Source organism: Klebsiella ornithinolytica (assembly GCF_030505655.1).
Lineage (GTDB): Bacteria > Pseudomonadota > Gammaproteobacteria > Enterobacterales > Enterobacteriaceae > Klebsiella > Klebsiella ornithinolytica.
This window is the reverse complement of sequence record NZ_CP130155.1, coordinates 14806-40525: the sequence shown is the minus strand read 5'-3', so window position 1 is coordinate 40525 and position 25720 is coordinate 14806. Positions and strand designations below refer to the sequence as shown.

General features: G+C 50.3%; 30 protein-coding genes and 2 pseudogenes. 20 read left to right on the top strand and 12 right to left on the bottom strand.

What is annotated here, in order from left to right; translation table 11 throughout:
- Nucleotides 1-77 precede the first annotated feature (77 nt).
- Complete coding sequence (locus tag Q1L34_RS28360) at nucleotides 78-449, bottom strand: hypothetical protein (RefSeq protein ID WP_053389858.1); 372 nt, start codon at nucleotides 447-449, stop codon at nucleotides 78-80.
- Nucleotides 450-757: 308 nt separating this feature from the next.
- Between Q1L34_RS28360 and Q1L34_RS28355 the strand changes: the two genes are divergently transcribed.
- The 3 genes from Q1L34_RS28355 to Q1L34_RS28345 all read left to right on the top strand — a co-directional run bounded on the left by Q1L34_RS28355 (nucleotide 758) and on the right by Q1L34_RS28345 (nucleotide 3103).
- The gene (locus tag Q1L34_RS28355) at nucleotides 758-1012 is read left to right on the top strand and encodes a hypothetical protein (RefSeq protein ID WP_053389859.1); all 255 of its coding nucleotides are present in this window, start codon (nucleotides 758-760) and stop codon (nucleotides 1010-1012) included.
- Nucleotides 1013-1196: 184 nt separating this feature from the next.
- Nucleotides 1197-1388: a ribbon-helix-helix domain-containing protein gene (locus Q1L34_RS28350; protein WP_072161072.1), complete on the top strand. Its 192-nt coding sequence runs from the start codon at nucleotides 1197-1199 to the stop codon at nucleotides 1386-1388.
- A gap of 1091 nt (nucleotides 1389-2479) precedes the next feature.
- Nucleotides 2480-3103: a tyrosine-type recombinase/integrase gene (locus tag Q1L34_RS28345; RefSeq protein WP_234857347.1), complete on the top strand. Its 624-nt coding sequence runs from the start codon at nucleotides 2480-2482 to the stop codon at nucleotides 3101-3103.
- 24 nt (nucleotides 3104-3127) lie between these two features.
- Here Q1L34_RS28345 and Q1L34_RS28340 read toward each other — a convergent pair whose 3' ends face one another.
- Nucleotides 3128-6133 (bottom strand): Tn3-like element Tn3 family transposase, encoded by a 3006-nt coding sequence (locus Q1L34_RS28340; protein WP_001143760.1) that lies wholly within the window; start codon nucleotides 6131-6133, stop codon nucleotides 3128-3130.
- 163 nt (nucleotides 6134-6296) lie between these two features.
- Between Q1L34_RS28340 and Q1L34_RS28335 the strand changes: the two genes are divergently transcribed.
- From Q1L34_RS28335 to Q1L34_RS28325, 3 genes are all read left to right on the top strand, one after another.
- A complete protein-coding gene (locus tag Q1L34_RS28335; protein WP_001235713.1) occupies nucleotides 6297-6854 on the top strand; it encodes a recombinase family protein in 558 nt (185 codons plus the stop codon).
- A 182-nt stretch (nucleotides 6855-7036) separates the two neighbouring features.
- Nucleotides 7037-7897 carry a broad-spectrum class A beta-lactamase TEM-1 gene (locus Q1L34_RS28330; RefSeq protein WP_000027057.1) on the top strand — a complete coding sequence of 287 codons (861 nt, stop codon included), beginning with the start codon at nucleotides 7037-7039 and terminating at the stop codon, nucleotides 7895-7897.
- A 258-nt stretch (nucleotides 7898-8155) separates the two neighbouring features.
- The gene (locus Q1L34_RS28325) at nucleotides 8156-8632 is read left to right on the top strand and encodes a WbuC family cupin fold metalloprotein (protein WP_013023839.1); all 477 of its coding nucleotides are present in this window, start codon (nucleotides 8156-8158) and stop codon (nucleotides 8630-8632) included.
- A gap of 46 nt (nucleotides 8633-8678) precedes the next feature.
- On the opposite strand, the gene Q1L34_RS28320 is transcribed toward Q1L34_RS28325, so the two are convergent.
- Complete coding sequence (locus tag Q1L34_RS28320; protein ID WP_011091028.1) at nucleotides 8679-9554, bottom strand: extended-spectrum class A beta-lactamase CTX-M-3; 876 nt, start codon at nucleotides 9552-9554, stop codon at nucleotides 8679-8681.
- A gap of 339 nt (nucleotides 9555-9893) precedes the next feature.
- Here Q1L34_RS28320 and Q1L34_RS28315 point away from each other — a divergent pair, with 339 nt between their 5' ends.
- Nucleotides 9894-10598 carry an IS6-like element IS26 family transposase gene (locus Q1L34_RS28315; protein ID WP_001067855.1) on the top strand — a complete coding sequence of 235 codons (705 nt, stop codon included), beginning with the start codon at nucleotides 9894-9896 and terminating at the stop codon, nucleotides 10596-10598.
- Between the two features lie 53 nt (nucleotides 10599-10651).
- Here Q1L34_RS28315 and Q1L34_RS28310 read toward each other — a convergent pair.
- A pseudogene (locus Q1L34_RS28310) lies at nucleotides 10652-11283 on the bottom strand (transposase); the annotation flags it as partial.
- Nucleotides 11284-11677: 394 nt separating this feature from the next.
- Between Q1L34_RS28310 and Q1L34_RS28305 the strand changes: the two are divergent.
- On the top strand, nucleotides 11678-12334 hold the full coding sequence (locus Q1L34_RS28305) for a quinolone resistance pentapeptide repeat protein QnrS1 (RefSeq protein ID WP_001516695.1): 657 nt from the start codon (nucleotides 11678-11680) through the stop codon (nucleotides 12332-12334).
- A 318-nt stretch (nucleotides 12335-12652) separates the two neighbouring features.
- Here Q1L34_RS28305 and Q1L34_RS28300 read toward each other — a convergent pair whose 3' ends face one another.
- Nucleotides 12653-13267 carry a recombinase family protein gene (locus Q1L34_RS28300; RefSeq protein ID WP_014839983.1) on the bottom strand — a complete coding sequence of 205 codons (615 nt, stop codon included), beginning with the start codon at nucleotides 13265-13267 and terminating at the stop codon, nucleotides 12653-12655.
- A 161-nt stretch (nucleotides 13268-13428) separates the two neighbouring features.
- On the opposite strand from Q1L34_RS28300, the pseudogene Q1L34_RS28295 reads away from it, so the two are divergent.
- The 12 genes and pseudogenes from Q1L34_RS28295 to Q1L34_RS28240 form a co-directional block, all read left to right on the top strand.
- Nucleotides 13429-13611, top strand: a pseudogene (locus Q1L34_RS28295) (DUF4158 domain-containing protein); the annotation flags it as partial.
- Nucleotides 13612-13701: 90 nt separating this feature from the next.
- On the top strand, nucleotides 13702-14292 hold the full coding sequence (locus Q1L34_RS28290) for a plasmid pRiA4b ORF-3 family protein (protein WP_012477564.1): 591 nt from the start codon (nucleotides 13702-13704) through the stop codon (nucleotides 14290-14292).
- 136 nt (nucleotides 14293-14428) lie between these two features.
- Complete coding sequence (locus Q1L34_RS28285; protein WP_001493762.1) at nucleotides 14429-15001, top strand: recombinase family protein; 573 nt, start codon at nucleotides 14429-14431, stop codon at nucleotides 14999-15001.
- Between the two features lie 36 nt (nucleotides 15002-15037).
- Nucleotides 15038-16429, top strand: coding sequence for an ISKra4-like element ISKpn19 family transposase (locus Q1L34_RS28280; protein WP_014839878.1), 1392 nt, complete (start codon nucleotides 15038-15040; stop codon nucleotides 16427-16429).
- 356 nt (nucleotides 16430-16785) lie between these two features.
- Nucleotides 16786-17238, top strand: coding sequence for an antirestriction protein (locus Q1L34_RS28275; protein ID WP_121585871.1), 453 nt, complete (start codon nucleotides 16786-16788; stop codon nucleotides 17236-17238).
- A gap of 167 nt (nucleotides 17239-17405) precedes the next feature.
- On the top strand, nucleotides 17406-18059 hold the full coding sequence (locus Q1L34_RS28270; RefSeq protein ID WP_075849262.1) for a ParA family protein: 654 nt from the start codon (nucleotides 17406-17408) through the stop codon (nucleotides 18057-18059).
- An 86-nt stretch (nucleotides 18060-18145) separates the two neighbouring features.
- Nucleotides 18146-18409, top strand: a complete 264-nt coding sequence (locus Q1L34_RS28265) for a hypothetical protein (RefSeq protein ID WP_053389863.1) — start codon at nucleotides 18146-18148, stop codon at nucleotides 18407-18409.
- A 61-nt stretch (nucleotides 18410-18470) separates the two neighbouring features.
- Entirely contained in the window at nucleotides 18471-18752 is a 282-nt protein-coding gene (locus tag Q1L34_RS28260) for a hypothetical protein (RefSeq protein ID WP_234857349.1), read from the top strand.
- 95 nt (nucleotides 18753-18847) lie between these two features.
- Nucleotides 18848-19051, top strand: a complete 204-nt coding sequence (locus Q1L34_RS28255; RefSeq protein WP_075849260.1) for a hypothetical protein — start codon at nucleotides 18848-18850, stop codon at nucleotides 19049-19051.
- 108 nt (nucleotides 19052-19159) lie between these two features.
- Entirely contained in the window at nucleotides 19160-19447 is a 288-nt protein-coding gene (locus tag Q1L34_RS28250) for a hypothetical protein (protein ID WP_053389866.1), read from the top strand.
- Between the two features lie 71 nt (nucleotides 19448-19518).
- Complete coding sequence (locus Q1L34_RS28245; RefSeq protein ID WP_053389867.1) at nucleotides 19519-19959, top strand: hypothetical protein; 441 nt, start codon at nucleotides 19519-19521, stop codon at nucleotides 19957-19959.
- A gap of 12 nt (nucleotides 19960-19971) precedes the next feature.
- Nucleotides 19972-20397, top strand: coding sequence for a hypothetical protein (locus Q1L34_RS28240; RefSeq protein ID WP_129486049.1), 426 nt, complete (start codon nucleotides 19972-19974; stop codon nucleotides 20395-20397).
- Nucleotides 20398-21916: 1519 nt separating this feature from the next.
- Here the strand turns inward: Q1L34_RS28240 and Q1L34_RS28235 are convergent.
- From Q1L34_RS28235 to Q1L34_RS28205, 7 genes are read right to left on the bottom strand one after another with little or no spacing between them, the layout of a single operon-like run.
- Complete coding sequence (locus Q1L34_RS28235; protein ID WP_129486047.1) at nucleotides 21917-22189, bottom strand: hypothetical protein; 273 nt, start codon at nucleotides 22187-22189, stop codon at nucleotides 21917-21919.
- Nucleotides 22190-22193: 4 nt separating this feature from the next.
- Complete coding sequence (locus Q1L34_RS28230) at nucleotides 22194-22520, bottom strand: hypothetical protein (RefSeq protein ID WP_053389841.1); 327 nt, start codon at nucleotides 22518-22520, stop codon at nucleotides 22194-22196.
- Nucleotides 22521-22522: 2 nt separating this feature from the next.
- Nucleotides 22523-22882: a TrbM/KikA/MpfK family conjugal transfer protein gene (locus Q1L34_RS28225; RefSeq protein WP_108193612.1), complete on the bottom strand. Its 360-nt coding sequence runs from the start codon at nucleotides 22880-22882 to the stop codon at nucleotides 22523-22525.
- The gene (locus tag Q1L34_RS28220; protein WP_121585863.1) at nucleotides 22883-23575 is read right to left on the bottom strand and encodes a lytic transglycosylase domain-containing protein; all 693 of its coding nucleotides are present in this window, start codon (nucleotides 23573-23575) and stop codon (nucleotides 22883-22885) included. It abuts the gene before it with no gap.
- Nucleotides 23572-23769 (bottom strand): hypothetical protein, encoded by a 198-nt coding sequence (locus Q1L34_RS28215; RefSeq protein WP_053389843.1) that lies wholly within the window; start codon nucleotides 23767-23769, stop codon nucleotides 23572-23574. Before Q1L34_RS28215 ends, Q1L34_RS28220 begins: the two co-directional genes overlap by 4 nt.
- Nucleotides 23770-23778: 9 nt before the next feature.
- Nucleotides 23779-24297, bottom strand: coding sequence for a pilus assembly protein PilL (locus tag Q1L34_RS28210; protein WP_053389844.1), 519 nt, complete (start codon nucleotides 24295-24297; stop codon nucleotides 23779-23781).
- The gene (locus Q1L34_RS28205) at nucleotides 24278-25720 is read right to left on the bottom strand and encodes a TraB/TrbI/VirB10 family type IV secretion system protein (RefSeq protein ID WP_053389845.1); all 1443 of its coding nucleotides are present in this window, start codon (nucleotides 25718-25720) and stop codon (nucleotides 24278-24280) included. The genes Q1L34_RS28210 and Q1L34_RS28205 overlap by 20 nt, the downstream gene beginning before the upstream one ends.

Below are 25720 nucleotides of genomic sequence, written 5' to 3'. Positions count from 1 at the left end.
TTTTCTCTTACCTTCCTGTTTTGTCCTTGCCTGCACATAAAAAAAAAGGGATTGAGCATAAGCTCAATCCCCTGTGATCACTTAACCATATCGGCTAAATGTTTCCTGTATTGCAGAACTACAGTCTCGATATCGAGATGTAGTAACGCTGATTTACTGACCATAAAGAAAGTAAGATCAACAGTTCTAGTCTGCGGATAAAGGCAAGCATGAATGATAACGCGATCAGTCAACCAGGCACGTTTGTACACAGTTGAATCGCTAAAATCATCAAGGTTCAGTTTTTGCAGAATAAATCTACGTTCGCTTAAATAAGCTTCAAGATTTTGATAAGTATCGGAACCGGAAAACTGAAGTTCAACTACTTCAGAATCTATCTCTTTCGCAACATTCTGAACATTCAGAGCGGTTTGATATTCATAGAAAGCTTTTTCGATTTGATCGATCATGATTGATTACCTCGGAGGCAATCTTCATGTGCCATAAGGCAACATGAAGAAGCCTTTGGCAGATAGGGTTAATTAAGTGCGTTGCAACCGGCTATAGCGCACGTTGACCGGTACACTGATAGTAACAAAACGTCGTATATACAACAAGACGAATAGCTCTATATTAATTCAGCAATTATTTTGAGTAGGATTTAAACTGGTAATGCTATTTATGTTAAGCAGACTATTCTTAGAACGTCGCACTAAACATAAGCAACTGAATTATATAGATAATAAATAGAATTATCTTTTAAAATGCCGGAGCATAAATGAAGAAATTCATCGTAGGCGGTACAATTTTTTATATGTTAGCTGACGGCGAAAGGATGCAATCTGGGGATATGGATTACGATTGCAGTTACCATTACATCATCTGGCCTTCTAATGACTTCTGGCGAGTCAAATATCGTTGTTCGAAGGAATGGGAAAGTATTACAGATAAGGTATTCGATACAGAAAATGCCGCTTTTAATTGCGCCTATGATCATTTCTTAAACGCTACTAAGGCACTGTATGGACGATAATAAAAAAGTCGCCCTAAGGCGACTTGAAAGGTGCTTATTTTTATAAATCCCTGGTGCCGGTTGGCATAACTATAATTGCACTATATAGGCACTATGTGCAACATGTTAGTGACTATCTGCAACCACTTTATTCTATCTCCTGTCACCTTACACTACCTCCATTTTCCATTAAGGTAGTTTTGACATGGCAGAACCCTATTTAAAGAACCGTCGCCGCTTTACATCCTCTCTTGAGAACCGCCTTGTGCCGCTTTTTGATGAACTGGCAAAGAGTTCTCGCATCCCTAAGAGCCGGTTACTCGATGAGGCAATAGAGGACTTACTCCTAAAGCATGGTGTATCGATCACGCCGCATACTGAATCAAATGGTGATTGACAGTTACTTGTTAATTAGAAGCCGCCGCCAGGCGGTTTTTTTACGCCTCTGTCCAGGCATTCATCCCCATTCTGCCGCATTTGCCATGCCAACAAAAAAGCCGCCCCGGTGGGACGGCCTAAAACGTGAAGCTGTTTTATGTTCCCGAAGGAACTTTATCTCCGATTAAAGAAACTTTTCGATCAGGGACAGTATGACTGCCACCAGATTAATCACTGCCGTAATAAGCTCGATCATAACCCGCATCCTCATGCTGATGCGTGGCGTTTACCTACCTCCCGCCGTATATGCGCCCAGAAGGTTTCGGAACTCCGCTTTCGCTAAGAATGAAGTTAACCACACATATATTGCCCCCGGCCCAGGGATGCGACCCCCTTCGTCTGGGACTCCTTCCTTACAGCTCGTTCCCTCTGCTACCAATAAATCAGTTTTAACTAAGGAGATTAAAATGACTGATTGCCGCAATGTTGCGCGGCTTTTTTACTGAAGCAATATATGGATTCAACTTAGCGATGCGGAAGTATAAAGCGTAAGCACGACTTAACAAAGCGGGATTTGATAAGGTAGGTCATATGACGTACACTGAAAGAGCTAAGAATGAAGTTAACCACACCGTTATGCCAGCCTGCGAAACTGACGTAACGGTAAGAAACCCCGCCCTAGAGCGGGGTTTCTGCCATCTGACCGCCGCCAGGCGGTTTTTTTACGCCCTTCTCCGGGCATTCGGTAAAACGCCTATAACACCGAATTGCCCCCCGCCCCGCGCCGCTGCGGCGCAGAACACTACGTGTTGTGCCTGTCTCAGCTGAGATGCATACAATATATAGTGATCCGGCCCTCTGAGCCGGGTCGGGCCGCACCGGTTTTCCCACTGCGCTATTCGGTAAAACTCCGATGAGAGAGGGTTTCCCCGAATGCGATTTACCGCCAGCGGAGTTTTTCTTCGCGCACAGCCCGCCCGGTTACGTCAAAATAGACGTAACAGGCCAGTGGTGCGGAGATTTAAAAAATTGAGTAGCTTCCCCCCCGAAATCCTTCAGATTTCACGTAGCGGCGTCACGACGCCCGGAACCCCGTCGGCACGGTTTGGTATGGATTACCCTCTTGCCGCCGCCATGCGCGACCTTGCCGCCGAGACAACCGGCTATCCGAAATATCTGCTTGCGCCTGAAGTCGGCGTGTTGCTCGATGCCGTGGGCGACCTGCGCCAGCGGATGCTGTTTGATTTCCTCTGGAACAGCGGAGCACGGATTAATGAGGCATTAGCCGTCACCCCGGCTGATATTGTCCTCGATGCCAGAAGGCCGTATGTCGTGCTGTATACGCTTAAACAGCGACAGCAGCCCCGCACCGGACGCCCGCGCAAGGGAGAGCCGGTTAAACGCGCCGTGCCGCTGCTCGATGAGGCGTTTGTTGTGCGGCTGCGCGATCACCTGGCGACCTTCACCCGACACCGCACAAAGCCGGTATGGGAGATAACCGACGACACCGCCCGTCACTGGCTGCAAAACGCCCTGGCTGAGTGCGGGCTGCGCGGCGTTAGATTCACTATTCCCGCGATCAGCCCGAAAACCTTCCGGCACTCTTTTGCGATGCACCTGGCGATGAACGGGGCGCTGCCGGTTGCGTTGCAGGCGTACATGGGGCATAAGGATTTCAAAAGCACCCAGCACTATCTGCGCGTGTTCGCGCTGGATGTCGGAATTGGGGTCTGACGCTCAGTGGAACGAAAACTCACGTTAAGCAACGTTTTCTGCCTCTGACGCCTCTTTTAATGGTCTCAGATGTCCTTTGGTCACCAGTTCTGCCAGCGTGAAGGAATAATGGCCGAGCATATTGATATGTCCGTGGCAAAGCGGGGAGAGGCGTGCGATATCTTCATCATTCAGTGTTTCACCCTGCGCCCGGAGATGATCCAGGGCTGCCTGCATATAAATAGTGTTCCATAACACGACGGCGTTAGTGACCAGCCCCAGTGTGCCCAGTTGATCTTCCTGACCGTCGGTATATCGTTTTCTTATCTCACCTTTTTGACCGTGACAGATGGCTCTGGCAACGGCATGGCGACTTTCTCCCCGATTAAGCTGGGTCAGAATGCGCCGGCGGTAATCTTCATCATCAATATAATTAAGCAGATACAGCGTTTTGTTGATGCGCCCCACTTCAATGATTGCCTGAGTCAGTCCGGAAGGACGTTCACTTTTCAGCAATGAACGGACCAGCACTGAAACCTGTACTTTGCCCAGCTTCAGGGAGCCAGCGGTCCGGATCATTTCGTCCCACTGAAGGACTATTTTTCGGGGATCTGATTGCCCTCTGGCAATATCATTCAGCACGCCATAGTCGGCATCATGGTCCATTCGCCAGAAAACCGAAGCACCGGCATCAGCCAGGCGTGGAGAAAACTGGTATCCCAGCAGCCAGAAAAGGCCAAAGACAAGTTCGCTGGCACCTGCTGTATCGGTCATAATTTCGGTTGGATTCAGCCCGGTCTCCTGTTCCAGAAGACCTTCCAGCACAAAGATAGAGTCCCTCAGCGTCCCCGGTATAACGATGCCATGAAAGCCGGAATACTGATCGGACACAAAGTTGTACCAGGTGATCCCTCTGTTATTACCAAAGTATTTGCGGTTCGGTCCGGCATTGATTGTTCTGACTGGCGTAACAAAGCGCATTCCATCTGCAGATGCCACTTCTCCTCCACCCCATATCTGTGCCAGTGGCAGCGTTGCCTGAAAATCAACCAGTCTGGCATTAGCGCTGGTGATAGTTTCAGCCCGCAGATAGTTCGCTTTTGTCCAGTTCAGCCGGTGTCGGGTCAGTGCAGGAACATTTGATCTGATCAGTGGTTCCAGACCGATATTGCAGGCTTCAGCCATCAGCACGGCGCTGATGCTGACGGGCAGATCATCAACTCTGGCACTGGCTTCACTAGCATGGAAAAACTCATCAGCAAATCCGGTATGGGCGTTAATTTCGAGCAGCAACTCCGTTAAATCCACCGGAGGGAGTAGATCACTGATCATTTTGCTCAGTCGTTTCAGACTGTCCGGCTCATCAAGACTGGCGAGGGGAGAAATTGTCAACCGGGGCTTCGGGCCAGAAACATCGAGTTCGACAGCCTCATTTTCGCAAAGACGTGCAGCAACCTGTCTGTAACGACTATCAAGCTGATGACCCAGAGATTTTATTGCTTCCTGCGGGTCTGTCGGGTGCCCCAAAGAACGATAAACCTTAATCCGGTTTGCCTGCCAGTCAGCACCCTGTAGTAATCTTGCACGAGGATCTCCCCACCGGTTACTGCCGGTAACGTAGACATCCCTCCGCCTCAGACTATCCTGCAGTTTACTGAGAAAGCAGAGCGTGTATCCCCTGCGGGTGATATGTTTTTCCTTGTTAATCACCAGCCGTTTCCATGACCGACTGATAATTTCCGTTGGTGCGTCGTCAAAAAACTGCCGCCGTGAGCTGAACTCCCGGCTGAGGTAGTCACAGGCATTCAGAGTGGTAACCCCGGCAGGTGCGGATGAAAATTTAACGGTATTCAGCAGATGGGGCAGGAAACGACGAACGCGCCCGTACTGCTCCACCATTTCTTCATGAAAATTATCGTCTGAGGGCCGGGCAATTTCACGGACAAGCGTGATGATTTCAGCCAGCTTTTGCCTTGGGATGTAGCTGAACACCTCAGCACGAATCGATTCGTCCGGTGTTTCTTCTTTCAGCAGGTACGAACATGCGCTGGCGAGCGCCAATGCAGATTTATCCAGATCCTTCAGCGAGCGGAGCCGTTTTTTCTGCCCAATCTTTCTGGCGTCACGGATGATAACGGCCAGCATGGCGTCCAGAACGTCCAATGCATCATCCAGCGCCAGCGTTTCCCATGCAAGGACAAAGGCAACCAGAACCGCCATCCTTTTCTGCGGTGACATCCTGGCAATATTGAACACCGAAGTCATACCAGCATAACGTGCGAGATTTTTCAGGCGCACAGCCGGGAGTGTACTCAGGTTTTCAGCATGCAGGCCAAAATCGTTCAGAGTTTTCCAGCGTTCAATTGCTTCATTAAACGCCGGACCACTGATGGTCACAGGGCCCTTTTTCAGTGATTCCAGTAAAGACAGGCGGCTGCAATCAGTTGGCCCCAGCAGCATCTCCAGCTGTGAACGCTGTTCGGCTGACGGTATCAGTGCCAGTTTGTTCCACAGGCGCAACGTCGCCTTTTCCCTTACCTCTGAAATCAACCGGGTCAGCGTAGTGGCTCCGGGGAGAATAATACGATGTTGCATAAGCCACCCTGTCGCCAGATCGAAAAGCAGGCCAGGACGTTCGTTGCTTATCCAGCTCCGGGTATATAAAAGACGGGTAAGGCGAAATGTCCAGGGCCAGGCAAATTCACGATACTGATAGTGCTGACGTATCAGCGCTGCATGCTCACGGCGGGTATTTTCCCTCTGACCGTATTCTGCAAGAACGGTGATATCACGAATCCCGAGCTGTCTGGCGGTAAAATGCCGGACGCCGGAAGGAATATGATTCATATCGGTGAGGAAGGTGCCCAGAAAACGGACACATCCAATTTGCAGGGCAATGCCCAGACGGTTGTGATCACCTCTGCTTTTTCCGATAAATTCCTTGTCTGCTTCATCAAGGTGAAAATATCGTGCCAGCTGAAGCTCATCCGGTTCACCGGTGAATCTGCCATAGCTTTCAGTCTGCTCAGTGGTCAGAAAGTCAACGGGCATATCGGCCTCCCTGCCTGACGGGCATTTAGTAACATTTTTCCAACCGTACGAAATGTTATAAATTATCGGACATCGTAAAACTGTTACATTAATATGTCTATTAAATCGTAAATTTGTAATAATAGACATGAGTTGTCCGATATTCGATTTAAGGTACATTTTTATGCGACTTTTTGGTTACGCTCGGGTCTCAACCAGTCAGCAGTCTCTTGATCTTCAGGTCAGAGCACTCAAAGACGCAGGTGTGAAAGCAAACCGTATATTTACCGATAAGGCATCCGGCAGTTCAACAGACCGGGAAGGGCTGGATTTGCTGAGGATGAAGGTGGAGGAAGGTGATGTCATTCTGGTTAAGAAGCTCGACCGTCTTGGCCGCGACACTGCCGATATGATCCAACTGATAAAGGAATTTGACGCTCAGGGCGTGGCAGTCCGGTTCATTGATGACGGGATCAGTACCGACGGTGATATGGGGCAAATGGTGGTCACCATCCTGTCGGCTGTGGCACAGGCTGAACGCCGGAGGATCCTAGAACGCACGAATGAGGGCCGACAGGAAGCAAAGCTGAAAGGAATCAAATTTGGCCGCAGGCGTACCGTGGACAGGAACGTCGTGCTGACGCTTCATCAGAAGGGCACTGGTGCAACGGAAATTGCTCATCAGCTCAGTATTGCCCGCTCCACGGTTTATAAAATTCTTGAAGACGAAAGGGCCTCGTGATACGCCTATTTTTATAGGTTAATGTCATGATAATAATGGTTTCTTAGACGTCAGGTGGCACTTTTCGGGGAAATGTGCGCGGAACCCCTATTTGTTTATTTTTCTAAATACATTCAAATATGTATCCGCTCATGAGACAATAACCCTGGTAAATGCTTCAATAATATTGAAAAAGGAAGAGTATGAGTATTCAACATTTTCGTGTCGCCCTTATTCCCTTTTTTGCGGCATTTTGCCTTCCTGTTTTTGCTCACCCAGAAACGCTGGTGAAAGTAAAAGATGCTGAAGATCAGTTGGGTGCACGAGTGGGTTACATCGAACTGGATCTCAACAGCGGTAAGATCCTTGAGAGTTTTCGCCCCGAAGAACGTTTTCCAATGATGAGCACTTTTAAAGTTCTGCTATGTGGTGCGGTATTATCCCGTGTTGACGCCGGGCAAGAGCAACTCGGTCGCCGCATACACTATTCTCAGAATGACTTGGTTGAGTACTCACCAGTCACAGAAAAGCATCTTACGGATGGCATGACAGTAAGAGAATTATGCAGTGCTGCCATAACCATGAGTGATAACACTGCTGCCAACTTACTTCTGACAACGATCGGAGGACCGAAGGAGCTAACCGCTTTTTTGCACAACATGGGGGATCATGTAACTCGCCTTGATCGTTGGGAACCGGAGCTGAATGAAGCCATACCAAACGACGAGCGTGACACCACGATGCCTGCAGCAATGGCAACAACGTTGCGCAAACTATTAACTGGCGAACTACTTACTCTAGCTTCCCGGCAACAATTAATAGACTGGATGGAGGCGGATAAAGTTGCAGGACCACTTCTGCGCTCGGCCCTTCCGGCTGGCTGGTTTATTGCTGATAAATCTGGAGCCGGTGAGCGTGGGTCTCGCGGTATCATTGCAGCACTGGGGCCAGATGGTAAGCCCTCCCGTATCGTAGTTATCTACACGACGGGGAGTCAGGCAACTATGGATGAACGAAATAGACAGATCGCTGAGATAGGTGCCTCACTGATTAAGCATTGGTAACTGTCAGACCAAGTTTACTCATACTGAAATAATTGGGGGGTGATTACCACCGTAAATTTTTCCCAGACGGTAAAAAGAATTACAGACTTTTATCAACTAAAAAAGTGGCCTGAATATCAGCACTACCGTCAATACCATTTCAGTAAATCAGGATAGGGAAAAATTGGCAAACCCAGTTCTTCACTTGCTCTGCGGGTTCTGTCACCCTGACGTCATACGGTAATCCCCCCCAATTCATTAATCGACAAGGTCATCCTGATGAAACAAATTACCATGAGCGATATGCAGCAACAGAGCGCAGCGGCTGTGCAATCGCCTCGGCTCCGCGCGCACCGTAATTTCCATCCAGAATTAAGCGATTCGGTCCAACGTCTGGCTATTGCCATGGAACCTGGGACCTACGTGCGCCCGCACCGACACCCTCACACCTTCGAGCTACTGTTGCCATTAAGGGGTCGTTTCGTGGTGCTGAATTTTGACGATCGGGGTACCGTCACCCATCGGGCGATATTGGGGGAAACCTGTACGGTGCTGGAGATGGCCGCAGGAACCTGGCATGCCGTGCTGTCGCTGGATACCGGTGGCATAATTTTTGAAGTAAAACACGGTGGCTATCAACCCGTGGCTGCCGATGACTATGCGCACTGGGCTCCAGCGGAAGGAGAACCAGGAACCACGGAGCTTATGGCCTGGTATGCGCAAGCGCAGGTGGGCGACAGCACTTTTGCCGTCTAAGGCGATAAACAAAAACGGAATGAGTTTCCCCATTCCGTTTCCGCTATTACAAACCGTCGGTGACGATTTTAGCCGCCGACGCTAATACATCGCGACGGCTTTCTGCCTTAGGTTGAGGCTGGGTGAAGTAAGTGACCAGAATCAGCGGCGCACGATCTTTTGGCCAGATCACCGCGATATCGTTGGTGGTGCCATAGTCACCGCTGCCGGTTTTATCCCCCACAACCCAGGAAGCAGGCAGTCCAGCCTGAATGCTCGCTGCACCGGTGGTATTGCCTTTCATCCATGTCACCAGCTGCGCCCGTTGGCTGTCGCCCAATGCTTTACCCAGCGTCAGATTCCGCAGAGTTTGCGCCATTGCCCGAGGTGAAGTGGTATCACGCGGATCGCCCGGAATGGCGGTGTTTAACGTCGGCTCGGTACGGTCGAGACGGAACGTTTCGTCTCCCAGCTGTCGGGCGAACGCGGTGACGCTAGCCGGGCCGCCAACGTGAGCAATCAGCTTATTCATCGCCACGTTATCGCTGTACTGTAGCGCGGCCGCGCTAAGCTCAGCCAGTGACATCGTCCCATTGACGTGCTTTTCCGCAATCGGATTATAGTTAACAAGGTCAGATTTTTTGATCTCAACTCGCTGATTTAACAGATTCGGTTCGCTTTCACTTTTCTTCAGCACCGCGGCCGCGGCCATCACTTTACTGGTGCTGCACATCGCAAAGCGCTCATCAGCACGATAAAGTATTTGCGAATTATCTGCTGTGTTAATCAATGCCACACCCAGTCTGCCTCCCGACTGCCGCTCTAATTCGGCAAGTTTTTGCTGTACGTCCGCCGTTTGCGCATACAGCGGCACACTTCCTAACAACAGCGTGACGGTTGCCGTCGCCATCAGCGTGAACTGGCGCAGTGATTTTTTAACCATGGGATTCCTTATTCTGGAAGAGACGAAATAACAACAACATGAATAGTCAATATTTTACCTGAAGCGAGCCACAACGCGTCCGATTTTATGCTTCCGAAAGGCAAATACGGACGTCGCCAGAATGAAACCTAAATTCCACGTGTGTTTTTTATTAGCTTCAAAAATCACTATTTCACGAAGAATTTAGACTGCTTCTCACACATTGTAACATTATTTACAACCACCTTTCAATCATTTTTGATAAATCATTGATTTCATCTTTGCTGCAATGATACTGGCACTGTTGCAAATAGTCGGTGGTGATAAACTTATCATCCCCTTTTGCTGATGGAGCTGCACATGAACCCATTCAAAGGCCGGCATTTTCAGCGTGACATCATTCTGTGGGCCGTACGCTGGTACTGCAAATACGGCATCAGTTACCGTGAGCTGCAGGAGATGCTGGCTGAACGCGGAGTGAATGTCGATCACTCCACGATTTACCGCTGGGTTCAGCGTTATGCGCCTGAAATGGAAAAACGGCTGCGCTGGTACTGGCGTAACCCTTCCGATCTTTGCCCGTGGCACATGGATGAAACCTACGTGAAGGTCAATGGCCGCTGGGCGTATCTGTACCGGGCCGTCGACAGCCGGGGCCGCACTGTCGATTTTTATCTCTCCTCCCGTCGTAACAGCAAAGCTGCATACCGGTTTCTGGGTAAAATCCTCAACAACGTGAAGAAGTGGCAGATCCCGCGATTCATCAACACGGATAAAGCGCCCGCCTATGGTCGCGCGCTTGCTCTGCTCAAACGCGAAGGCCGGTGCCCGTCTGACGTTGAACACCGACAGATTAAGTACCGGAACAACGTGATTGAATGCGATCATGGCAAACTGAAACGGATAATCGGCGCCACGCTGGGATTTAAATCCATGAAGACGGCTTACGCCACCATCAAAGGTATTGAGGTGATGCGTGCACTACGCAAAGGCCAGGCCTCAGCATTTTATTATGGTGATCCCCTGGGCGAAATGCGCCTGGTAAGCAGAGTTTTTGAAATGTAAGGCCTTTGAATAAGACAAAAGGCTGCCTCATCGCTAACTTTGCAACAGTGCCGAAGCAGATTATGCGTTCTCATAATGCGATACACCCGCTTTGCATTAACCACAGGCAGGCCGTCCCGCTCCGACTCCCGTCGCAGCAGCGCCCACACACGGCGATAACCATACGTCGGCAGGTCAGCCACCGCCATGTTTATCCGGGACAATACGGTGGTATCGTCAGAACGGGGCTGCCGTCTGCGATCCTGTCAGTCAGATGGCCGGTGAACCCGAATGCTCAACTGCGCACGCGACACGCCAAGACTTCTGCAAACGTCGCTTATTCGTCGTTCCCAGGCAACGAGGGCGCATGCGCAATCCATTTTTTTGCCCGGCCGAACTCCACGGCCTCTTTGAGTATCTCGGCTTCCATCGTCTTTTTGCCCAGAAGGCGCTGGAGTTCGCGAATTTGCTTATTGGCGGCAGCGAGTTCGGAGGCCGGCACCACTTCCTCGCCCGATGCAACAGCCGTCAGTGAACCGTCTTAATATTGCTTGCGCCATTTGAATATCTGGTTTGCATTGATGCCATGCAGGCGCGCGACATGAGACACGGTCATACCGGGCTCCATAGTCTGCTGAATAATGGCAATTTTTTCCTGCGGTGTACGACGCCGACGCCGCTCAGGTCCTGATAACACTCCAACCATCTTATCGTTCTGACTGGTATTAAACATAGTTCCAAGACTACCTCTTATTTTAAGAGAGTCGAAGTGTCTGGTGATCTATGGGGCCAGTCTAGCCCTCTTCCAAGTGTAGGGAGATATAGTCAAAGTTTGCTTCTCCGCCGATGAGTCCGCCCTGCGTCGGATAGTCCGATTTTTTACCGGCGAAGCACGGCTCTCCTAACCCTATCTAAAGCGAATAACTTTTTTCAACAGGGCCGCGTGCCAATGCAAGAGCGATAGGCGCTCTACGCGCCAATTTGACCACTTAAAACAGGTAAATTGAGGGGTTGTAATGTGTTGATGTAACAGGCTTTTATTTTAATGTCTTGGCATATGTATAATGGTAGTCTAGCCCTCCTTTCAACAAGGAGTACTCATGGAAACCTACAATCATACATATCGGCACCACAACTTTTCACATAAAGACTTAAGTGATCTCACCTTCACCGCTTGCACATTCATTCGCAGCGACTTTCGACGTGCTAACTTGCGTGATACGACATTCGTCAACTGCAAGTTCATTGAACAGGGTGATATCGAAGGCTGCCACTTTGATGTCGCAGATCTTCGTGATGCAAGTTTCCAACAATGCCAACTTGCGATGGCAAACTTCAGTAATGCCAATTGCTACGGTATAGAGTTCCGTGCGTGTGATTTAAAAGGTGCCAACTTTTCCCGAACAAACTTTGCCCATCAAGTGAGTAATCGTATGTACTTTTGCTCAGCATTTATTTCTGGATGTAATCTTTCCTATGCCAATATGGAGAGGGTTTGTTTAGAAAAATGTGAGTTGTTTGAAAATCGCTGGATAGGAACGAACCTAGCGGGTGCATCACTGAAAGAGTCAGACTTAAGTCGAGGTGTTTTTTCCGAAGATGTCTGGGGGCAATTTAGCCTACAGGGTGCCAATTTATGCCACGCCGAACTCGACGGTTTAGATCCCCGCAAAGTCGATACATCAGGTATCAAAATTGCAGCCTGGCAGCAAGAACTGATTCTCGAAGCACTGGGTATTGTTGTTTATCCTGACTAATTGCTTTGATGTGTGATTTTAAACGCTCAAATTTATAAAACGAATAATATTGTCAACCTTGCAATAATAGACATAGGGACAACCATGTATAAATTTTTACCCTCAGGCGTCTTCACAATAGAGCCATATAGCAGTGGGTCACTTAGTGGGCTTAATTTTTCCATTAAAGATAATATTAATATTGCTCAGTATAAAACATCATATGGTAGCCCATCTTGGCAAGTAAACATAAGGCTGCCATTTATAAGGCACTGTTGCAAAAATGTGGAGGTGATAGGGGTACTACGCCGGAACCCCAGATTTTTCCGTCCGTTCAAATTATCCACGGTTGAACAGCTTGATCCCGTCCGCCCGCAGTTGACCAACAGGGGAAATATGCCTGTACAAAGTTTGCCGGGTTATCCCAAGTTCCTGGCATAGCGTACTGACCTTTGTTTCTGATTGTCCCATTGATGCCATTGCCAGTCGCAGTTTGACTGGCGTCATTTTATAAGGTCGGCCGCCGTTCCGCCCACGGGCTCTTGCTGATGCCAGACCTGCAGTCGTTCTTTCAGCAATCAGTTCGCGCTCAAACTCCGCCAGTGCGGCAAAGATACCGAAGACAAGCTTGCCAGCGGCCGTTGTTGTGTCGATAGTCGCCCCGTGACCGGTCAGCACTTTCAGACCGGTCCCCCTCGCGGTCAGGTCGTGCACTGTATTAATGAGATGACGAAGATCACGACCGAGGCGGTCCAGCTTCCATACGACCAGCGTGTCTCCGGGTCGTAGTGCTTTCAGACAGGCTGTAAGTCCAGGACGCTCTTCTCGTTTGCCCGATGCCCGGTCCTCATAAAAATGTGCGGCATCAACACCTGCGGCGATCAGTGCATCACGTTGTAAATCATTCGTCTGCGAACCATCCGCTTTTGACATCCGAATATATCCGATGAACATATTTCCTCTGTCACATATACGTTCGATTATGTGACATTCTGATTTGGGTACCATAATCTGTCAACGGTAGTCACATTACCCGTAATTTAAATTATGACACGTAAAGGTTCTATGTTAATGATAATGTGACAAGCGCGTTTAAATAGGCATAAGGATCAGAGATGCCTACTAAAAATAAGCTCCTCAGTATTCTTTCGGACGCCGAGCAGGAAGCGCTCTATGGTCTACCTGATTTCGATGATGCACAGCGGCTGGAGTTTCTGGCGCTGAATGAATATGAACTGGCGCTGGCCTGCAGTCGCCGGGGGCTTCACGCTCAAATTTATTGCATCATCCAGATCGGAGAGCATGAAAAACCTCGGGGCAGCCATCGAATGATGCCATCTACAGGGGTTAAAATAACCACCATCATTTCATAACAATACCTGCTGACTATGAAGATCTACGTCATCAAAATAGCAGTTCATGGAGTCAGTCCGATGGTCTGGCGTCGGCTGAGAATTGCTGCCGACACGTCACTGGCCGCGCTTCACTTCATTTTCCAGATAGTGCAGGGCTGGGGGGACGACCATCTCCATCAATTTCACATTTATGGCAAAGATTACGGTATCTCCTACGAAGGAGGCATCGGTTTTGTCGATAATCCGTTCCGGGTCGTGATTGATGATTTTGCTTTTGATGCTGGCGATCGCTTTACCTATGAATACAATTTCTTTGAGCACTGGCTTCATGACATTCGTGTTGAGGCCATTTATGAAAACTCTACGCTGAAAGCGCCGTTTTGTATAAGCGGCCATGGTATGCCCGGAGCCACAGCTGCGGATGAGTTCGATAAAACCCTGGCGTTTCTTGAAGCTATCGTTAATGCGGATGATGAAACAACGGTCGGCGAGATCCGCCCTTTTGCTGACGACCTGGATGCTGTCAGGTTCAACCGCCACAAAATCAACCGGCAACTGAGCAGGCTCGACCTTGCATCTCCGGTACTGGAGCCTGAAGTTATCTGGCTGGGCCGTCGTCGCTGACTGATGTCTATAAAGGTATACGTTTTCAGCATGCCTCTCAGATCCCCGAAAAAATGTCTATAAACCTCCCTAAATCAGTGTTTATGGATTATTCTTTAAATCTCTATGATGTTTAAAGACCTTCCGGAGGTTTTGCGTGCAATATGCCTACATCAGGGTAAGCTCGGCCGATCAGAATACGGCCCGTCAGGAAGAGGCATTGTCAAAGGCGGGTTTTCAGCCTGATAAAATTTGTGTTGAGCATGCCAGCGCGAAGGACACAAACCGCCCGGGGTTACAGGAACTCCTGGGGCAATTACGCCCTGGTGATACGCTTCTGGTTCATTCCATCGATCGCCTTTGCCGGAATATGTCGGATATGTGCGCTGTCACCACCCGGCTTCGTGACCAGGGCGTTACCCTTATTTTTCTGAAAGAGCAGCTGACGTTCAGCGCCGGCACAAACAATCCGATGCAGGAACTGCAGCTGCACATGATGTCGGCATTCAGCCAGTTTGAACGAGCCTTACTGAAGGAAAGGCAGGCCGACGGCATCGCCGCGAAAAAAGCACGGGGTGAAAAAACAGGGCGCCCCGGCGCCGATATCAAAAAGATCCAGGAAATTGACGCACTCAGAAGCAGAGGGGTCAGGCTCAGGATCGCCTGCGACCATGCGGGCCTTGGCGTTTCCACATATTATAAGCTTCGTCACCAGATGAACAACCAGTAGCCGGGAGATAGTCATCCACCACAGCAGGAGGCAATGATGCAACTGACGCTCCAGATAGTCATCACCGATGAATCAGGCTCCAGTCGAACGGAGGAACTGATGACAATCCAGAAATCAGGGGAGACCCGGAACGACATCGGATTATCGGTGTCAGAATCCAAGCTGTTGCTGAATACGGTCCAGCAGTCGGTGGTCCAGCTGCAGGCAGACGAATATACTCAACACCATATCCGGTGCCCTCACTGCCTTGCTGCGCGCAGAATCAAAGGCAAACAGAAAATACGGTACCGGACGCTGTTTGGCGTTATTCCGGTATCCGGGCTTCGGGTGTACCGGTGCCGTTGTGAAGAGAGTGATACAAAGACAGTCAGTTTGCTCAGCGACTGGGCCGGCGATTATTCTCACCCGGCACTGAAATATATTGAAACCCGCTGGGCCTCGATGATCTCCTATGAAATGACGACTCGTCTGCTGAAAGATATTCTGCCGGTGGGCCACAGCCTGAATGCCTCAACGGTGAGGAATCATTTATGCCAGGTGGCGCAGCGTCTTGACGCTGAGGCTGAAGCTCATTCAGGTTTTCTTTCCGGCTGCCCCCGCGACTGGGGGAACCTGCCCAGGCCAGGAAAACCGCTTGTGGTGGGTATAGATGGTGGTTATGTTCGCGATCGGGATGACAAAAAGCGTAATTTTGAAATTATTGCCGGGAAGTCTTTTTCCGTTGGTGCGCCTGCTGACACCCGCCGCTTCGGTTTTGTTCAGAAGGATGACTGTCATCCGGAACGCAGGCTCATGACCCACCTTTCAGCGCAGGGAATGCAGGCCAACCAGCAGATATTTTTTCTGTCCGACGGCGCGGATAATCTCAGGGACCTCCAGTTCGGTATGTACCCTGAGTCAACGCATGTGCTGGACTGGTTTCATATCACCATGAGGCTGACGGTGCTCATGCAATATGCCCGGGGACTGCTGGTATCAGATCCAGAGGCGGGGAGTAAAGTTCTGGCACTGCTGGAAAGCATTAAACGATATCTCTGGCATGGCAATGTTGTCGCTGCGCTGGAACATATTGATAATTGCGTTATGTATTGCGATGACCCTGAACTCAGCTATCCTAGCCTGAAATCCCTGCAAAAACATCTGGATGAAATGTATACCTACATCCGGAATAATAAGATGATGATCCCAAACTACGGCGAAATGCGTCGGTACGGAGAGCCGGTATCAACCGCGTTTGTGGAATCCACGATCAATGAAGTGATCGCCAGACGAATGGCCAAAAAGCAGCAGATGCAGTGGAGCAGAAAAGGGGCTCATTATTTGTTACAGACCCGGACCGCCGTTTTGAATAACGAACTGCAGGATAAATTTGTCTGCTGGTATCCGGGTTTTCAAAGTGACGGGAAGGGACCAGCGATGGCAGCATAGCTCACGCTGCCCCAATATTTTTTATGCTCTCCGAATTGGCCTAAATCACACAATCCGCTTTTCGTACCCGCCAGAAAACCCGCTGCGCTTACCCTGATTTGCAATCACCAGAACGCCCTGCAGGGCGATCTGGCCGTGAAATTTGCAATCATCCGGGGCGCGAGCTGCGCGGCGCCGGTCGCAGATTTGATTGCAAAATTGCCCCCCTGCCCTGTCCTGGTGAGTCGTGCCATTCATTGTTATGATGAAGCTACCGGTCAACGTGCGCTATAGCCGGTTGCAACGCACCTTTTAATCCCTTCAAGCTACGGCGAACTGTATCGCCGCTGGCGATATGGTTCCCGTCAGGAGCCATTATGAAAACCCTACCCCCTGAAATTTCCGCAATCCGTAACAGCGATGAGTTTTACCTTTATACGGTTGAGTCCAGGCTGAAAAGCTGCGTTAACGGTAAGGCCGTTATGCTGGAAATGCTGATACACCGGTTGTTTGATAAGTACGTCACCGGTCTGCCTGAGTTTCACCGGCAGGGCTGGTCATTCATGGAACTGAGCAACGGTGGTTTCTACTTCTGTCCGGCAGATGAACGGGTTTTTACCATCAGGATCGGTAACTTCTCAGTGTCGATAGATAACCATCAGCTAGGCATGGCGCTGACGTTTGATGTGCTTACTGCTGTATTTGAGCGCACCCGCGACCAGGCTTTTCAAGATGCGTTACTGGCGCTCGAAGCGTTTTTTGTGGAAGCAGACAGGAAAAACCAGGCTGACGGCATCAGGGCTTACCTGAAGTTTATCAAGCTGGTTTAACACAGGTTAATGCCTGATCAGCCGGACACTCTCTGAGTGTTCGGTTTTTTTTTGCGCTGCGCTAAAGACTCCTTATGGAAATCTTAGGGAAATCCCTAATAAATCCTTTGAACATCCAAAAGGTTTATGTAATATATCCCTATCCAATGCACACAAGGAAAACGGCTATGACAGTTATCGCAGCAGCACACAACAAAGGCGGCACCGGGAAAACCACCACGTCAGTTCACCTCATCGGCGAGCTGCGCCCAGATGACGTTATCGATATCGATGTTCATAAGGGGATCAGCATCCTTAACCGCCTGCGCCCGGATGAGGCGAAATGGCCTGTTTCGACCTTCAACAATAAGAAAGAGCTGATGAGCTACATCCGCGAACGCGACGAGGCCGGTAAGCTGGTTTACGTTGACTGCGGCGGCTTTGACTCCGAGCTTACCCGCTCCGTGGTGGCGGTCGCTGACCTGGTGATTGTTCCGGCGAACGACTCCCCGACCGAGCTGATCGGCCTGGCGTCTTTCGATCACGTCCTGGCAGATATCAGCAAGCAAATCGGCGTTGAGCTGGTCACTCATGTTCTGCTCTGCAAGACGCCGCCGAACAAAAAGAACTTCCCGAAGATGGAAAGCCAGATAGCCGAAAGCCGCCACATGAAACTGCTCTCTAACCGTTTGCCTTATCGCACCGGTCGCTATGGCTTCCAGGAAAGTCTGGAAACCGGGCAGGGGATCACTGAGCTTAAAAACGGCAGGGCATCACCGGCAGGGCGCGAGCTGCGGAAGGTTGTCGCTGAGATTCAGGCGCTGCTATCCAGCGAAGAATGATATACAATGGAATCCTTACGGGAATCCTTAAAACATCCTTAGGATTCCTAATATAATTCCATTATGCACTATCTGAGGTTTCCATAATGACCAACAAGAAAAACAAAACAAGCCTGTATCAAGCCGTTGCGGATGAACAGATCGGTGATGCAATGCTGAAAGTGAACACGCCAGCGCCAGCCGATGCACCGGCTAAAAGAGAAGTACGCACGAAGACGCTCAAGGCGATTCCGGCGAGCTACTTCGACGCACACCAGGCACTGCGCGATTCAAACCGAACCGTTCTGGACTTCTCAAGCTACATCATGGAAGCGTTAAGAGAAAAGTTCGAAAGAGACGGGGCGCTGTAATGCCTTTAGGGAATCCGTGGGATTTCCTAAGAAAACACTAAAGACATCCTGAGGAAATACGATGAGTCAGTACAGACTGAATGGAGAGACACCGAACGGCACAGTAGAGGTATTGCTTGGATGGGATGAGCCGATGAGCTGGTTCTTTATGGTAATCGATCCTGATGCCGATGAGCCGCTTTACAGTAACCTGGATGAATACGCCCCGGAAAACCTGACACTGGATTACTTCCAGGGCGTTTTAGACCGTTTCAACATAACCAACATTTCGTTGTTACCCGGTCACAAAAGTCGCATGTATGAAAAACTTATGTCTGATCGTGAAAGCGGCAGAATGAGTTAAGAGTCCTTATATAAACCCTAAGGAAATCCCTTAGGATTCCTTTGGAATCCCTGAGAACATCCTAAGGGTTTACCTAAGAATGCTAGGTTTTAAAGATGGAAATTTCTACCAAAGAGTTCGCAGACTGGCTAAACATCAAAGAAGGTGAGCTGATCCACAAATACAGGACAACGGGTGAAGTGTATGGCGTTGCGTTGCCGCCTGCGCTGTATCACCAGACAGGCCAAACCCGCAGGTTTCGGTACGCTGACGTGCTGAAATTCATGAAAGAACTGAAATCGGTTAAGGGTAACGAATAAGGCTTTTAGTGGGGTTAGTCTGAGCCACAAAAGCGCAACTGCTTGATATAGTTACGCCCGAATACAGAAAGCCGCCCGACCGGGAAGGCTAGTTATTCAGGAGTAACGATGAGACTGCAAGATGTAGCCAAAGTCTCTGTAAACGCGCCAGACGCTGATTTCTGGATTGTGCGCAGAGGAACCGTGAAAGCGGTAGGGGAACCCACATACACGTTTAATCCTGAGCATATCGGGATCAAGGTAGTCAGGACGGATTTACTGCTTCCACGCTACCTGTTTTACTGCCTGATGCACATACATGCACAGGGCATGTGGGAACCAGTTGCTACCGGCACACTGACTTTAGTGAACATACGCGTTTCTGATATCAAGCATATCGCGCTTCAGCCGCGTTAAACCTATCGCGTTAGGACGCTATCAAGCATAAGGGCAGGTTACTGCCCTTATTTCTCCACAGAGAGGATTGTATGAGCATTTCAATAGATCTCCCTGGTATCGATGAACAACGTATGTTGCTGCTTCAGCGTGGTGCTGAAGCGGGCTGTGATCAGTTACGGGCAAACCTGAACGCCCCGCGCTATCCGGCTGCGTCCGGCATCGATGCCGCTGCCTATGGTGACAAACACCTGCGCACCCTCGATGAGGGCTGGGAACCGCCCGCTGCGGCGCTCGTTTCTGCGTGGTTCACCCATTTTCAGAGCTGCTTCCCGGAATATGCTTCAGAAAACAAACTAGCGGCGCTGCTTGGCCTGTCCGGGGCTAATGGCGGTCGTCGCATACGCGCATACACATCCGGCGATGAGAAGATCCCCTATGGCCCGTGGCGACGCTTTCTGGTGCTTACCGGTCGCGCCAGCCAGGAAATTATCCCGGTGCTGGGTATTTTTGACATGGAAAAGCCGTTTTAAGGAGGGCAGGGGATGAGGATAAAAACCTGGATAGCTGCCGGTTGCTTCTTAATCGCTGGCTGCGATCAAGTACAGAACACAGCAGATAGCGCATTAACGGCTGCTTTTCACGATACCAGTATGAAAAAGCCAGGTATCGCATTATCGCCTGGCCTTAACATCGACGATCACGGCAAGAAAGCGGTGTTGTACGGCACTAAAAAATGTCCTGAATCGCTGATGAGTAAGGCGGTAGAGTCTGGCTGTATCATCATAGAGCCGGATGATAAAACAGTCGCGGTGACACTCAGCACTGCCGGGGAATCACTGAAAAGAGAGGTCTGGTCGATAGAACGCGAAGGCCAGTATCCGAAAGAAGTGATTCGCCTGAAGCGGCCTGACGGTTCCTATGTAATGCCCTGGGGCAATGAAGCAGTAATCGCTAAGAGCCCTGGCTGAGTTGCGGCATCGTGCCAGTACCCTATGGATAAGTGGACAATCGCAAGCGACCGGCTCTTAAAGGGTATGGACAACCTTGATGGACAGGCTAGGACAGCAAGCTGACCAAAGCCTGACCACAAGGATTGACCACACCCACGAGCCTTTGACCACTTACCCACAGGGACAAGAGAGTAATAATTTCCCTTATTCATTCTGATTCCTTTCTGACTCACCTCAATCAGACCTTCCGCGATCATCCTGTAGTTACATCATAATCTAAGCTGCTTTAAAAAAACCGCCTGCCAGCGCGAGGGATCAGGCCGCGCACACCCTTTTTTCATAGGCTCCGCCCTCCTGACAGAGTTCACATAAACAGACACTTTTCAGGCGTATCTGTGGGAGCAAAGCTCAACCGTGAATCTGTCAGAAGTGGCGAAACCTGACACAGCTTAAAGATCCCCGCCGTTTCCGGGCGGGTCGCTCCCTCGTGCGCTCCTGTGTTCCTATCGTGCAGTTTACCGGAATCTGACCGCCGTTCTCCCTTACGGGAAGCGTGGCGCTTTCTCATAGCTTACGCTGCTGATTCTCGGCTCTGTTTAGATAGTTCGCTCCAAGCTGGGCTGTATGCACGAACTCCCCGTTCAGCCCGACCGCCGCGCCCGTCCAGTAACAAACACATGATCCCAAACTGGACAAACACGAATAACGCCAGAGGCGGCAGCCGCTAACGGGGAAGCACAAAAAATAGTCAGATAGGGTTAGTTGACTTTCACGAGCGTGAACGTCTAAAATTGAGGCAGTGAACCTTCACAAGAGGTTGGTTACGCTGCATCAGTTCCTAGCTAACTGGTGCTTCCCCCGCCCCCTGGTTATCTCCTACTCGCCAAAGTCAGGATAACCGGGGGGTTCTTCTTTCTGCTGCTAATCATAACTAATCACTTTACTTTTATCTAGGATAGAAAGATCCAAAAAGGATCCCGATCTGGTTTTACCGGGAATCCCGGTAGGCGTCACAGATCCTCTGTGATGCGTAGCGGGATTGAACAACCGAAGGGCGTTAGTTCCCTTGACCTACTCGAACAAGGCTCTCTGCGCGTCTCTGAAGCGCTCTATGCGGCTCTTGTAGCTGTCACACTCTGTCTGTACTTTCCTGAGTTCTGCCCTCAGTGATGCAATCTCGTCGCATAACGCCCTGTGCTGCATGAGACATTTGAGCATGGTCTGTGATCGGGTTTTCTCGCCGATACGCAGTCCTACAGCGTCCAGCTCGGCCTCGTGTACTTCCTTCGTTCTTATCGTTAGCGCCATATAAAACCTTTGATAGCAAATTTATTTTACCGGGCTGCGTCCGGGCACGTGGAACGCAATCATTTTCAAGTTGGCCAGCTCGCCGGCCGCGTCTTTTTTGCTATCACTTTTCATCTGGCCATGTTGCCGGCAGCGCAAAATCTGATAGCAAAAAAAACCTTCACATCGTCCTGCAGAACATCAGATTGATAGCAGGACCGCAAATTTATGTGCGTGTCCTGCTGATCGGTCAGTCATACACAAAGAAAATCGGACCTCTGAAAATACTCTCATAGGAGCGTTTCCGGTCTTCCGGCAGCGCCCGGAACGTGTCTGAGTGTTCCTCTGCAAGTTTCGCCAGTGTCCCGGTCTGTGCGATAAAGGACGGGGTAACGCTTTTTATCTCTGCGAGAATTTCACGTAATACGTTCATAGTTACTTCCGGCAGCGGGTCTTCTTCCATCATTGCCAGGTACTCATCTATCGTCATACGGAAGCGTTCTAAATCCTCTTGCTCTTTCATGACTCTACTCCTGTTGGCGGCGAATTTCGTTCATGGTTTCGTTATATGCGTTTTCAGTCTGCTGCTGTCCTTCCAGGGTGAGATCATAACCATGCCTTACCGCCTCTTTTCTCACGTATTCCGCATCGCTTTTATTCAGCGTGTCCAGTTTATAGAGTGCGTCTAGCAGGTTATCGAGGCAAAACCTCTCATAGATTTCGTAATGACAACCGCAGCGCTTACCGGCGTCCTGACCGATACGCTTAAAAAAGGTATCGATGTGAATCCCGTCATTTTCTTTTGACCAGGGATTGCGGATAAAGCCCTCTCGGTTCTGTGATGATCGAATCATAGTTACCCCCTCAAACGACCGAATTTGCCGAGAATTTTTGATACGTGCGCCGGGTCAGCAGCCGGACAGCTATTTAACTTGTCCTGGCGTTTTTTTAAGGTTTTCCACGGATCGAACCCATGCCGCCCGATTTTTTTTATGGAAAAGAAGTAGGAGATAACCGGTTCACACGCCTTGCTGTGCTCGCCGTACAGCTTTTCACTCATGCACATAAAAACCGTGCAGGGATCTTTGGGCTGAATCTGCATGTCTTCTAAAGCCTGCTCCTGCTCATCTGCGTAATCGTCGTACTCATCGGCAGCGTGGCTTAACGGAGAAAAAAGGGCAGCAGCCAGAGCCGCACATAAAAAAGCGTATTTCATTTAGCCTCCCAAAAGAGCCATGATTTTTTTGACATAAAGCTGCGTTTCCTTGAAAGGAGGAATGCCGCCGTATTTGTCTACGTTGGTTTCTCCGGCGTTGTACGCTGCAAGCGCCAGCTCCAGATCGTTGTATTTGGTTAAAAGATGCGAGAGGTAGCCCATGCCCGTTTTGACGTTCTGATCCGGGTCGTAAGGGTCTACACCTTGCTTGTCGGTATGTATCGGCATGAGCTGCATCAGCCCTTTTGCCCCCGCAGAGCTGATAGCTTTCGGGTTGAAATTAGACTCCACCTGAATCAGGGCGCGGATCAGGACTTCACTGACGCCGTACTGTGCAGCGTACTTTTTAATAATGGCGTCAATATCGCCGGGAACATCTCGCTTAACCCCGTTAACGACAGGATGTTTAACAACCTCCTGGATTTCGCGCACTACCGCTTTCTGTACGACTGCCAAATCGCTTAAATCGCGGGTTTTGCCCCATGCACGCTGCATAGCTGTAGTCCATTCAGCAGAAGCCTGTTCCTGATCGCCTTGCTCAGAGAGGGCAGCAGCGGCTACAGCAGGGCGGGGAGAATCAGCTTTCTCGCCGTACAGCGATGAATAGATAGCTTCTGCGTCACTATTACCGGCAGCCCATACAGGGCTGCCAGCAGACAGAAGCAACGTTATCAGCAGCGTTGCTTTTTTCATGGCGCAATATCCGGGGCGGTTACGTTCTTCTGACGAACGGGTTCATTACCCAGGCTTACCGGAACGGTGAGATCACGGTAAACCACGTTGCGCTGCGAGAGCTGGAAAAGCTGACCGCTACCGCCCTGAAATTTCTGAGTTGTACACCCAGCCAGCAGAAGCAGGGAAAGCACAATGAGAGCTGATTTTTTCATGACAGTTACCTATTTTTGGAAAGACACCAGGTGATGCGCGTGATCAACGACAACGCTGTGATCAAGCCCGACAAGCATCTGAAGGGCATCGAGAACCGGCATAGTGCGGTGTACTTTAGCGATCGGTGGAATCGGCTTATCGACCAGCAGCGCCGCCTCTCGCGGTGCAGGGTAGCGCGTCACCAGGCGATAACCGGTAGGCTCAAGCAGGTATTCAACGGCCTGACGAACGGTCTGCACGTCTTCAGGCCATACGGTACGCATATAGACGGTAAGCGGATCGACGTAATTCCAGCGCGGGTCTTTAGCGTTAGCCGCAATATTGCCGCCAGGGGTGAAAGGACCGTTTACATTTACGTCATAGCCGTACTGAGCGCCGCGGTTAACGGTGCTTTCCTGCGTCACACGATAAACCGGCTTTGCCTCTGTAACGCGGCTGCTGCTAAATGGGTTGCTGGCTGCGCTGGCGGTAAAGGAAAGAGCTAGCGCACAGGCTACGGTCAGAGATTTAGTTAACATAGCTTTCATAAAGCATCTTCCACGGTTTAATAAACATTTCATCTTCAGTAATGATGCGAATCGGCGCACCGGCATGAATGGTGGCGGTTGGCACTACCTGGAGATATTTCTGAGCGATACTGTTCGACTGCTGACGCGCACCCTCACCGAAATTACCGGCGAAAGATTCATTACCGTCGCCCGTTCCTTCATAACTGGTCTTCGTCCCGATCAGGGCGTAGGCCGTGACACCGAGAATCTGAGCGGTAACGTGATAGTCCACTTCATCCGCTTCAACCGCTGGCGTACCCATACGATCAAGGACGCTGGCCTTCCGAAAATCGATACGCTTACCATCCGGCAGAACCAGCCAGCGGACAGTAAAGGCAAGGCGGTTTTGCAGCATTTCATTAACGTTGGAAGCCTTCACAACCTTGATTAACAACTGGCTTCCCTTCGGGGCCAGGATGTAGGATTTAGTGGCATCGTAAATGTCATTCGTGACCATCGCTTTCATCGTGCCGCCGGTATAGTCAGAGATAGCCGTATAGGTCGTGATAGCGTTGATTTCAGCACCAACCGGCAGCTTCACCTTTCCTTCAGTGCTGGCTTTATATTCGTTGTCTGCTGAGTAACCTACAATGTCCTCCGGTACAGTTGCGCCGCCCTGAGTACCGCCAAAATCGCCGCGCATACCTGAACCACCGTTAGCCGCGCTGCTGCTACCACCTGCACCCGCTTCAGCTCGTTGTGCATCAACGTCTCTCCGGGCTGCTGCAAGGTTTTGACGCGCTTCTTCATCCCCGTTTGCGGCCTGCGCCTCCATCATTTTGATTCGGCTCTGAAGCTGGCTTTGTACCTGGTCAATCTGCGCAATCCGGCTGGCGTTATCATCCTTGTTGCCGCGTAACGACCGCGACGAACCAGACGACGCCCCAGGCGCACTGTACGGGCTTACTGAAGATGATGAGCCTACCGCGCTACCGGTGTCGCTGTAGCGTGTCTGACGGGCTTTAAGCGCACGCAGAACTTCTTCAGCTTCAAACCGGCGCTTGGCTTCAGACACAAGATCTTTTCCACCGCCAGAGCCCTGGCTTGATTCACCGTCTGCGCCGCCGTCCGTCCCTTCAGACTGTGCCGCTTTCGACGGCAGTTTTACGCCGTCATAAGGGCTTTTCGCAGCGGGGGCGCTGGCTTTTTTATCCAGCTCCTTTTGACGCGCATCGAGCAGGCTTTTAAAGCGATCAGGATCGTTGTTTGCCGTGTCGCCCTGTGTGGCTGCTGGCTTATCCTGTTTGTTTCCCTCTGTGTCGTCTTTCTTCTGACTGAGGCTGTAAAACATATTGATGGTGAGAAGCAGCGCGATTACCCCTATTAAAATCAGTAGGTACATCTGCCCCTTTTTTTTGTAGGTAGCGGGTTTTTCATCTACCCGGTTTTGGCGTTCTTCCAT